The organism is Stenotrophomonas sp. STEN225 (genome assembly GCF_056756445.1).
On record NZ_JBRRBV010000032.1, the window covers coordinates 1 to 12014 of the forward strand.

Genomic DNA, 12014 nt, shown 5'->3' on the forward strand with positions numbered 1-12014 from the left:
CATCGGCATCGATGCGGCCATGGCTGGCGAAGCCGCGTGCCCACAGACCGTGGCCACGCTGGCCATCACCGCTGGCCCCCGCACCTGCTGCCGTCGGCTCGACCAGATGCAATGCCAGCTGGTTGAACAGGGTGCCATGGCGCATGCCCGGCTGTGCCGACATCGACTGCGCGACCTGCGCGGCCAGGCCATCGGCATCCCCACCGGCACTGCGCATCGCCGCCTGATGCTGCTGGACCACGTTGCCGATGCTGCCCAGCAGGGCGTTGTCGGCCAGGCGCAGGGTGGCGTGCGCATCGCCACGCAGCGCACCGGCCTGCTGCGCGACCACGTCGCGGTCGGCAAACTGCAGTGCACCCAGCAGCGGATCCAGCGCCGACGCCGGCTGCGACGCGGCCGTCCTCAATGCCTGGCCGAGGCCCGCGCCCGACGCCACGTTGGCGAACGGAGACACGTCATCGAAGGCCGGATTGGCGACCGCCCAGATGCCGTCGCCGGTCTGCACGATATTGAACGTGAGCAGCGAGTTCTCGCGCGGATGGAACCTGCGCTGTGCCGTGTCGGCACTGGTCAGATCGGCACTGTAGCCCGAGCCGTCCTGCCGCTCGGCACGGGTGAAGGCGACCTGTCCGGCCTGCAGCTGCGGCACGCTGGCATCGAACTCGCTGTCACTGTCGTTCAACAGCGCGGTGGTCAGCTCGTTGCCTTCCTTGCTGCCATAGATACGTCCCTGTACCAGCGGGATCGAAAGATCCTGGCGGTAGTAGCCCGGTGCGATATCCAGCGCGAGCTTGCCGACCGTGCCGCCGATCAGGAAGCCCGGCGCAGTGGTGGCCGCCCCGTTTCCGCAATAGTAGTAGCTGCCCTGGCTGTCGCAGCGATGGACTTCGAATGCGTCCAGTACAAGGCCCGCCTGGCGCGTTTCCGGGGTGATGTCGAACAGCAGCCGGCCGGCATTGGGATAGGCGAAGCTGACATAGCCGTTGACCGTCAACGGGCCGCCCTGCGGATGAAGATCGCCACCGGCCACCCTCACCCGTGCCACCTGCGGAACATTCCAGGGGAAGTCGGGATAGTCCGGGTCCCCGACATAGGCCGTCGCGCCGATGGTTCCATGCCCCTTCAGTGCGGCCCCTGGATCCAGCGTCACGACGGCCGTGGAGATTCGACCACCGGCCATCGCCACCTCACCTCCACGCCGGACCAGCAGCGTATCGCTGTTGTCCAGTTCGCCGGTCGAGGCGAGGGACAGCGAACCGTCCACGATCGTGCTCCCGGCCTTCAGCAGACCGTCCCTCACATCGACGGCACCGTTGCGTCCTATCACGCTGTTGCCGGTAAGCAGGTTGCTCTGCGCTGTGATGTCCAGCCTTCCCGAGTCCACCCACAGGATCGACGCACCGCTGTCTTCTGTCGCGGACCAGTGGGCGCCTGCGGTGAGCTTGATCACGCCAAAGGCATCGCCGCCGACGACCTTGTCCACATCCACATCGCGCACATAGGAGAACTGCGCGGGATCGAATGCCGGATTGATGTTTCCGCTCACCCGCTTGCCATCGATGATCAGGACATCGTTGGTCGTTGCATAGTCCATCGAGGTCGCCACCCTGTCGCTGAACAGCGTCACGTCCGGATAGGCCGTGCAGCCACCGTCGTCGCTGGTGTCGCGGGTCGGGCAGAAGCGGGTCGCGATGGCCATCGTGGCCGGATCGAAATAGCGCAGGAACCCGGAGCTTTCCGTCAGTTCGTAGTGGGCCTGGGTGATCCGGCCTTCAATGACGGCAAAGTCCCTGGCGCCAAACATGTCCCGGTAGTACTGGATGTACTTCTCCTGGCCCGGGTACGGCGTGGGAACACCATCCCGGGCTTCGCCATGGATCCCAAGCACGGTCATGTCGTAACCGTCATACACCGGCAGGGCGAAGCGGGTGATCCGACGATTGACACCGGCGACGAACGCATCGGCACACGCCGAGTAGCAACCACCGTCCAGCACGGTATCCAGGCCATTGCGACGGATGACCTCGCCCATGCCAACGCCACCGCTGGCAGCACCACCGGGTGAATTGCGGAAGACGATCTGGCGGATGGTCCGTCCCTGCCGGTTCGCCGCGCTGAGAATGCGCTCCAAGGTCCTGGGATCGCTGCTCTCGACGCCGCCGGAGTAGTAGATCGTGTCGCCGTTAAGATGGAAGGTGCTTGCCTGCGCATCGAGCGTGGAGAGTCCCGCCATCAGAGCGAACGACATCGCCATGCTCAGCCTGGACCGGGAAATGAGGGGGGAGATCGACGAGTTCGACATGCGGGTTACCTGTGTTCGAGAGAGTGCCGCCCCGCCAACGCCCCTGCCTATGCAGGGCCACTGGACGTCGCAGTGCCATCCGTCGCGCCTGTGGCCGACGACAGGAAGCACTAACGGCCGAAGGTCGCCCTCACCCCCAGTCGGGCGGCGAATCGCGCCACCTGCCCTCGTATTCCGCCGGGCATGGCCCGGCGCCACCAGACACAAAAAAGCCCCGACCAGGGCCGGGGCTTTTCATCAAACATGGTGCCGGAAACAGGAGTCGAACCTGCGACCAGTTGATTATGATTCTAAATGAACGAATCCTCAGTCGCTGGATGCACGAGTTTGATCAGCGATAGAGCTGACGAAATCGATGATCTCCTCGATCTCGACGCCTCGTTGATTAGGCTCATCGTCCGATCCCAAACCCGTCTCCGAGAGCTCTTGCAGCAATACATCGATCAGCAACTCTCGGTCACGCTCGAGCAGATGTTTGACTCCTTCTTCAGGCAACTTAAAGCTGTGCCTCGCTGCGATTTCGGCCAACAGCGAATTCAGATGGGAGGAGATGGACTGTGTCATTTTACTTCACCCTCGGGTCTCTCAACCCATCACTATTTTTTGGAATCGCAGTTATGACCTTCCCTTCACCATTCAGGACCACCCTCGCATCCTTCCCGGTGTAGGCAGTCTTGCCACCGGCCTGCTCGGCGACCTTCACAGGTTCTTTTACTGCCGATAGTATGGCCCTTGGGGAGACACCTCTGCCCCCATCGCGGGAGATTGCCTGATTCAACCCATGCTTCGTGTAACCAGTGATCTTTCCCGCCAGCGCGCCTGACGTACCCGTAACGCCAGCAGCTCCTGCACCAATTTCGGCTGCAGTGGCAACTGCTGCTGGATTTGCCATCGCAGATAGACCTACCTCTGCCAGCACTGGAGCGGCCAGAACTGCAGTCAATGCAACGCCAATTGCCGGCCCGAGTCTGTCGTTGGGATTCCTTGGCGGTGGAGTCACCGGCTGCCCATTCGTGGCGTCGTTGACTACCTTGAAGGCTGCACCGCTCTCCCGCCCATCAGGATCCGTGAATCTGTAAGGATTGCCGTTCGCATACCGGTACCGGTTGAACTGCCCAATCGGCTGCTCATACGCCGTCACCGGATCCACCGACAGGAACACCCCAAGCTGCGGGTCCATGTACCGCTGCTGCATGTAGCTCAGTCCGGTCGACGAATCGCTCACATGCCCCGTGTACCCAGGCCCATCGCCGACCTGCCCGCCCACCACCGCCCCGTATGGCTCGTAGACATGGCGCTTGATGACGCTGCCGTTGGCATCGCTCTCGGCCACGACCGAGCCGAGGACATCAGTGTGGACGTAGGTGACCGTCTGTGCAGCGGCATCGAACACCAGCGCCACGACGGCAAGCAACAACAACAGACAGATGCGCCTGATCATCCCGGACATGGTGTGCTCTCCGTTCAGAGGGGCGGATCGCCCGGGTTTTCCGGCTTCGGATCCCGCTCAACCGTGGGCTCGAAAGGTGACGACCAGCCTGAGCAGCCAGCGGCATTGCATGCCCGCACTACATAGGGACTGGTGCAGTATGCAATCGAGTAGCTCTCCCCCTGGATCTCGTTGAGTGGCCCGGAATACATCTGGCCATACACGGTCGTGCCATCGCCTGCATGGAGTTCGTACCGCTCCGCACCGCTCGAGGCAGTCCAGCTGACACTGCAGTTTGCGAACTCGCTGTCGTGCGGTCCGGCGTAGTACCAGTGATGATGTGCATAGGTGATCGTAGGGGTCGACGGCGGACGTATCACATTGACCGTCCTTGTCGCAGACCAGGCACTACACCCGCTGCTGTTGCATGCGGACGCGCGATAGGCATAGCTGCCGGGTGCGCCGGGATTCAACGAAGCGCTTGTACCGGAGTGATCGCCAGCTCCCGCCCACGCAGCGCCGTTCACGCTCTGCTGCAAACTGTAGCGTGTCGCGGCGCTCACCGCTGACCAGCTGACCGTATATGCCGCCGTCGCCGAGGCCGGAGCATTCAGCGTTGGAGCGCTCTGAGGCGCGAGCAGAACCGTGACCATGCCAGTGCTTGAGTAGCTGCTGCAGCCTCCCGTATTACAGGCTCTTACCCGGAACGAGTAGCTGCCATTAGCCCGTCCGCTGACCGAGATACTGGTACCCGCGCCGCTCTGGATCTGCGACCACGCCCCGGATGTCAGCTCCTCCAGTCGGTACTCGGTTGTCGCGGCAACCGTCGTCCATGTGACAGTAAAACCGCCATTCGTACTGGATGCAGGCACAGCCAAAGCCGGCGCAGCGGATGGAGGCAGGACCACGACCGTTTTGACCGTTGCAGAGTAGTTTCCACAGCCACTGGCGTTGCAGGCCCGGGCGCGGTACTCATATGAACCGCTTGGCTTGCCACTGACTGCCTTGCTGATTGCGGAAGCATCCTGCACGTTGGCCCATGCTCCCCCCGCAATACGCTCTTCAAGCTGATAGGACGATGCTGTCGGAACCGACAGCCAGCTCACCGTCCAAGCTCCCGAGCTATTGGTAGCGGGAGCCGTGACGGCGGGCGCGGCGGGCACCAGCAGCACAATGATCGCCTTCTCGGCTGACCAGGCGCTACAGCCACCGGCGTTGCAGGCCTGAACCCGATAGCTCCAAGTGCCGGAAGTCTTTCCGGAAACACTGCGCTGCGTCGCTCCTTCCGCCTGCAACTCCTTCCAGGTTCCAGTGCCCAGCCTTTCCTCCAGCCGATACTCCACAGCGCCGGCAACGCTGCTCCAGCTCACAGGGAATGCTCCGGTGCTGTTGCTTCCGGCCAGTGAAATGGTCGGCGCCGCTGCCGGCGGCAGGAGCACCGTGGTCGAAACGATATTTGACCAGGGCCCACAACCTGCAGAGTTGCATGCGCGCACCTGGTAGCCGTAACTGCCCGTGGCTTTGCCGCTGATCGCCGCGGACGTCCCAGAAGTACTGGCCAGATCGGTCCAGGCCGCCGTCCCAAGCCGCTCCCTGGGTTCGTACCGGACGCTGCCCGCCACCGGCGTCCAGCTTACGGTGAAGGCACCGGAATAGCTGCTGGCAGGCGCAGTGACAGTTGGCGCCGTGTCCGTCGGGTAGATCACGGTCATTGCCTGCGCGGCCGAATAGGGCCCACATCCAGACACATTGCATGCCCGCGCTCGATAACTGTAGTTGCCGGCCGCCCTTCCACTCAATGTGACACTCAGGGCTGCGGCGTCGTGTACAACAACCCACGCTCCGTTGCCGGCCTGTTCCTCGACAACGTAGCGGCTTGCATCCGCCACGGCCGACCAGCTTATGGTGTGGGTGCCACTGAGACCGACCGCTGGCAGCGCCAACGAAGGTGCCACTGCCGGCACCGGAACATGGTTGACGACAACGGAGCCGCTCCAATCCCCGCACCCGCTTCCCTGACAGGCTCGGACTTGATAGTGGCGTGGACCTCTAGCAACCCCCGAGACAGCGAAGGAAAGCGCACTACCTGCGTAGGCGCTGCTCCAGGATGCCCCCGAACTGCTGGACGCACGGAGCTCATAACGATTGGCGTTTCCGATCGAACTCCAGCTGACCGTGTAACTTCCGGTTGCTACAGTGGCTGGAGCAGTCAAGACAGGAGCCACAAGAACAACCGCCGTTTCCACCTGTGCAATCAGATGACTGCCCAGACTCACGTACTCAAGCTCCTTTCCCGTGCGCTTGTTGTGCTGTCGACGCAGCACCCCATCATTGCCGTAGAAGGAGAGAATGTCTCCAGCCGAGGCGTTGTAGCTGCCAACTCGTCGCCCATGAGCATCGTATGCATAGGTCTCGCGGCCGCCAACGTTACGCAGGCGATTGCCGAGATCAAAACGGAACACCTCACCATTCTTCATGGCAAGGTTGCCCTGCACGTCGTAGTCGAGGCCGATGATGGCACTCCCGTCATCCTGATTCACGGTCGTCATACGGTTACGTGCGTCGTACCAGTAATTGTGCTGCTTGATGCCGCCCAGCTTGGCACTGCGCAAGTTGTCCAGAACGTCGTACGTGAAGCGATATATTTTGTCGCCACCGAAGGAGGCCGAGCTGGCCTGCGTCAGGCGATCGGAGGCGTCATACTGCATCTGCCGCGACTTGGTTGCTTCGATCGCGTCCGTGATGCTGGCAACGTTGCCGTTCTTGTCGTAGGCGATGCTGGTGTCCAGAACGCCAGAATCGATCGCACGGGACGGCAGTCCTCGAGTGTTCTGGGCCATGCTGTGGGCGATACCATTGCCGTAGCTGAAAGCCCGCAGCGCGCCATTGGGATAGTAGGCAACACCGGTGGCAAAGGTCCCAACCCGGGTTGGTTGACCGAGCGCGTTTGGAGCCAGCGCCACCTGCAGACCACTGGGATACTGCAGACTGGCCAACGCACCATTGGCGTCGTAGCCATAGCCCATCGCCCAGATTCCCGAGCCCGACTGCTGCAGGGTTTCGCTGATGATCAATCCTCGCTTGGCGTAGTCATAGGTATTGATGACCTGCCTTCCGTCCGGATTGCCGGTTACCACCTGCGTCGGAAGACCGGCGCCGTTGTATGACCACAGCTGGTCACCACTACCGTCGGCGAAGATGAGCTGTTTCAGCCGATTGCGAGCATCGTAGGTGCGATCGACACGGCGGCCTGAGGCTTGCGCTGCAGCCGAATCACAGGTGTTGGTCGCATTCTGAGTCAGCCCGGCCGCGGACCATGCAAGATTTCCGGCTGCGTCGTAGCCCATGGCCGTCGCGCCAGTTTCGGGCTCGACACTCTTGCAGAGCTCCTGCTGGGGGTTGTAAACGTAGGAACGCGTAACCGACACGCCGCTGGTTGCGTTTCGGCGCTTGATCGATGTCGGCTTTCCGAACAGGTCACGCCCGATGTCGGTGAAAGCGCCACCCGGGTGCTCGATTGCTACCGCCTGATCATAGGATGGCGTGTCGTAGACTCGATGCTGGGTAATCGTTGATTGCCCGCGCGCATCAGTGACACGTACACGCATGCCTGACTGATAGGTCGTCAAGGTGGTCAACAGACCGTGTTCGCTATCGATTGAACTTGACGTTGGCCGTCCCAGCGCGTCGAACTCGCTCCACTGACCGGTGCTTGGACTAGCCCCCGCAGCTGGATAAGACTGGAACGTCGTGCGACCCGCATGGTCATACGTGAATCGTTGATAGCGCCCGGTCGCGGAGGGGCTGTTCGCATCCTGCTCAAGGGTCAATGCAGGGCGCCACATCGCATCGAACCACGTCACCTTGTTGCGGTTTCCGGTACTTGTCGTCAGTCGCCAGTGGCCACCCGCCATTCCATGCTCGACAGCGTCGACCCGCTCGAAGACCTGGGTGGTCGGGCTCCACGCCACGGTGTCGCCCACCGCAAATGCCTTGCGTGTCTGCCTCCCCATCGCGTCATAGTCGAAGCTCGTCTGGTAGCCCAGCTCGTTGGTGACCGAGCGTATCCACCCATTGTCGTCGACACTTGCCGACATCGATGTGCCATCCGCGAAGCCTATCGACTGTGGGATACCGCGCTTCCAGCTACTCAGTGTCGTGCTGTTGCCACGACCATCGGCAAAGCTGGCCACAGTGCCATCAGCCTGGTAACTCAGCGTTTGAAGAAGCTTGCCGAACCGCCGCTGTTCGGTAGGCATGGCCTTTGCGTTGTAGACCGTCTGGACTTCAACCAGACCGGTATTGTCGTTGGTCTGACTGGATACCTGGCCAAGGATCCAGGCACTGGTGTCATTGTAGTAGCCGGTAGTATCAGTGCGACTGGCGCCTTGTGAACTGCTCCGCGTAACGCGCGATGGCCGGCCATAGCTGTCAAAGGCGTCCACGTGCCAGGTCATCGTTACGCCATCGCGTCGGATCTGCCGCGTCCGCAGGGGACGGACGAGCGCTGACGTCCCATCGAATCCGCCCCACGCCCAACCGTACCGGTCGGGGAACGGAAATGATGCCGCCTCGGCAGAAGAAACGTAACTGAGCTCCTCCGTCTCCAGCACCACACCAGATGCGGCCACCGTCTTGCGCCCGAGCAGTTTTCCTTCGTTGTGCTCGAAGACGATCCCGTAGGTCTCTTCGATCCAGCTGCCGTCGGGCTGTGTGATCTTCACGACCTTGGTCTGCGGGCAGCTCGTGCACGGAGTTACCGCCCCCTCCCACATCGGCTGGAAGTCACCAGAATCGCCATACGTCCACCGCATCTGAGACAGCCCCGGGCCGTCAATGGTCTTCTCGGTCAATGCCAGCAGGTCGGAGTAATAAGGAACACCGAGCACGTGACGCAGAATCCCCTCTCCCGCGGACTCCGGCGCGCAGTAGTGCACAGGGACGCCGGCCCTGTAATGGCGTTGATGATCGAATCTGAAGTTGCCGACGGCACCGGATGGATGCCTGATGCGAAGGCGGTACACCTTCTCACGCAGGGGCGCGACGCCACCGCACCCTTGGCCGGGGTCCTCCGTCCAGTTTTCATAGGCGATGCGATTATTGTCCAGGTGCTCGATCTCCCAGGATGAGCCATCCGGTTGGGTGACCCGCTGCAGTGCAGCCCCCGCATATCCGTAGTTCCACGTACGCCCGTTCGCCGAAGCACTCTGCAGCTTCGAACCGCTGTAGTTCAGTGTGATAAGACGACCGTCGCTACCGGCGATACTGGTCGGATGCCCGCTCGCGTTGTAGCTGATGCTGACACTGTTCCCGAATCGATCTTCGATTCGGCTTGCGAGCAGATAGACCTCCATCCGTGTCTTGATGTATCCGATGGAGGAATCGACCATCATCTGCCCGACGGTACGCTGCGTACCCACATTGAAGGTGTATTTGATTCCATCCTTTGTCTGCAGGATGAAGCCCTCACCTTCATAGCCCGCCACCATGGGCGTGCAGCTCACCGCGTCCAGTTCGTTGGTCGTCCAGCTCCAGTTGTCCGCGCGCCGGGCATCGGGACGGAAGCTGGCAGGAGGACTGCCGATCAGGGACCGGGCACCATGACCCGGTAGATTCACCGAGTAGCCTGACCAGAGGTCGTTGATTCTGAAGGGCAGCTCGGTGTAGGGAATGAAGTTAGCGCTGCAACGTGGAACCTTGGTCGATCCCCGGTATGTCCACCCGTAATCCGCGTCGAAAACACCGGAGATGTACGGGACGTCGATGTTCCAATCGCCCGCACCGCCGTAGATCTCAGGGTCCTGGCCAAGATGCGGTATCGGACGGATGTTGAATCTGCGGGCGAGTGCCACCGGCAACGCGTTGCTGCCCGGCAACGAGATATCGGTTTGCCGGAAGTGCGCGGCCCGATCGAACGCGTTCACCGAGTCCCCGAACAGATCAGACGTGAGGGGGCCAACCAGTTCCGCCGAGCGCAGCTTTTTGTCGTACTCCTGGTAGGGCTGCTGCACCGCCTGCTGCGCCTGTGCCGCGCCTGCCATCCACAGAATCAGGAAAGCCGCGCTGATGGACTCGAGTACCAGGCGACCACTCTTCTTTGCAGCTGTTTCCATCCCTGTCCCCCTAATCCCTTGATCGAGAATTGTGATCCCACTTCCAGACTTCAGTTACGCTGCGCCCGCGGTTGCAAACAGAACCGCACGGCCTTCCCGCTCGCACCGATACGCCCCCGGCCCAGGGTCGGCGTCAGCGCGGGCATGCTTACTCGAAAAATTCTGACCCCGACTCGTGACCCGGACTCCCAGGGTCACGGAGCAAGATTGCACTAACAGATACGGATCGCGAACACCCCAGCGGCGCCGCCAGCTATGTGGTGCCAATAGCGGGAAGATCGAGCAGGCGCTCTCGACGACGGCCGAGCCAACGGCATCGGTAGGATGTACGAGCGCCGTCTGGGCAAGCACGAACGGCGACAGCCGAGGTCAGTCGGCAGCACACAGCGCAGCCAGCGGCCCGCCGCAGCCAGCGTCCGGATTCGATCTTCAAATCCCCTGAAGCGGATCAACACAACGCCTGCAGTTCCCCCGAACCTGCACATCCTTCCAATCCCTGAAAGAGCCTTGAAGCAAGGCTGGGTATTCATAACACAGAACCGGGGCCTGGATGACGGGACTGCAGCATTGACGCCAGAGGCACCAGCCCGCGCGGCAGCCACCGAGCGCCCGGAAGCCTCGGGAGGGGCCGGATCAATCAACAGCAGGAGGCGCTCCCGGGCTGCCAACCAATCCGTATTCCGCCGGGCACTGCCCGACGCTACCAGAGCAGGAAAAAAGCCCCGACCCGGTCCGGGGCACTTCATGCAACGGGTGCCGGAAACAGGAGTCGAACCTGCGACCTACGCATTACGATCGACCTCTCCCAACCAGTCAATTGCGCCGTGCAACCATGTCGACCAAGCGTCATGGTCATGGGCGGAACTTCGTGACCTTATTGCGAAGGCAGTCAGTTAATCCGTCGATGGCCATACGGACACAGGACTGGTCGACCATGAAGCTGAAACTGGCTGTCACCACCAGACCGGAGAAGTAGCTAAAAGTAAACACAGCTTTATTCGTGGATCGAACAAAGCGCGGATCATCTCCCAAGCCGACCTCAAGCACCTGCCCACCTCCATCTTCAGGCTGGAGCGCGCGCGAGAATGATCCACCGTCATCCAGCCAGTCTACAAAAGACTGCCTAAGCCCTTCCAATGCGTCTCGCGCCACGATGACTTGCGGAAGCACAACGCGAAAATCCTCAGTTGCCTCCCGCCCTCCTCTGGCGCTCGATTCCAGTACTCGCCAACCAGCGTGAAGCGACAGACCATTTCGCGATCTGTGCTCTCCACAACTTCACACTCGAGATTCTCCATTCCTCGATTTGAGGGCAGCGACCATCTACGATCAGTCATCGAGACCTCCCTGTTGGATTTCCCTTGGGTCGGCGAGAATACTCCTCGTTTCTATTGACATTTCTTTCTCCGGTATCGTGTGGAGTCCTTCCCCTGCTCGCATGCCCTCCTTGATCACTTCCGGGCCCACGGTCAGGAATCACCGAGTCGGGATCGCTACTTGAAGCGCCTTCATTTCTTCTCGTTTCAGACTGACGCCCACTTGTACTCTCAGGTGAATATGGATCACTCGGGATGAATGGCGATGGCGATCGTCCCGATTCGCCCCTGCTTCCAGGAATAGGCTGCCCATCTCTCCGCCGCCGCACTGTATCCCGGCCTGCGGGACGTTCAGTGGGCCTCGAAGTTGGCCTTCCACTTGGCCCGCTCTCGCGATTCCCCCCGGATGTATCCTCACTGCGCTGGATGTTTCCACCGGGGTGGGGAACCGGGACGGGAAGGATGTAAGGGCCCGGCATCGGAATCGCCTGCCGTCCATCAGGATCAGTGAACTTGTAAGGATTCCCGTTCGCATACCGATACCGATTGAACTACCCAACCGGCTGCTCATACGCCGTCACCGGATCCACCGACAGGAACACACTCAACTGCGGATCCATGTACCGCTGCTGCATGTAACTCAGCCCGGTGGCCGAGTCGCTCACATGCCCCGTATACCCCGGGCCATCCGTGACCTGACCACCGACCACAGCACCGTAAGGCTCGTAGTCATAGCGCTTGGCCACGTTGCCGTTGGCATCGCTCTCGGCCACGACCGAGCCCAGCGCGTCCGTGTGGATGTACGTCACCGTCGTCTGGGCAATTGCGGCTGGCGACACGCCAAGGCCGAGCAG

Annotated in this window: 6 protein-coding genes; all 6 read right to left on the minus strand. The window is 61.5% G+C overall.

Features of this window, described 5'->3' with window-relative positions:
- Positions 1-2248 (minus strand): autotransporter outer membrane beta-barrel domain-containing protein (locus ACVOJ1_RS18765; RefSeq protein ID WP_346480769.1); only part of this gene is annotated, 2248 nt, incomplete at its 3' end.
- A gap of 360 nt (positions 2249-2608) precedes the next feature.
- Positions 2609-2866, minus strand: a complete 258-nt coding sequence (locus tag ACVOJ1_RS18770) for a hypothetical protein (RefSeq protein ID WP_053520314.1) — start codon at positions 2864-2866, stop codon at positions 2609-2611.
- 1 nt (position 2867) lies between these two features.
- Positions 2868-3752 (minus strand): RHS repeat-associated core domain-containing protein, encoded by an 885-nt coding sequence (locus ACVOJ1_RS18775; protein WP_317233208.1) that lies wholly within the window; start codon positions 3750-3752, stop codon positions 2868-2870.
- A 14-nt stretch (positions 3753-3766) separates the two neighbouring features.
- Complete coding sequence (locus ACVOJ1_RS18780; protein ID WP_346480770.1) at positions 3767-9844, minus strand: RHS repeat protein; 6078 nt, start codon at positions 9842-9844, stop codon at positions 3767-3769.
- Positions 9845-10696: 852 nt separating this feature from the next.
- Positions 10697-11014, minus strand: coding sequence for a hypothetical protein (locus ACVOJ1_RS18785; protein WP_346480771.1), 318 nt, complete (start codon positions 11012-11014; stop codon positions 10697-10699).
- 697 nt (positions 11015-11711) lie between these two features.
- On the minus strand, positions 11712-12014 hold a 303-nt coding region (locus ACVOJ1_RS18790; RefSeq protein WP_346480772.1), incomplete at its 5' end, for an RHS repeat-associated core domain-containing protein.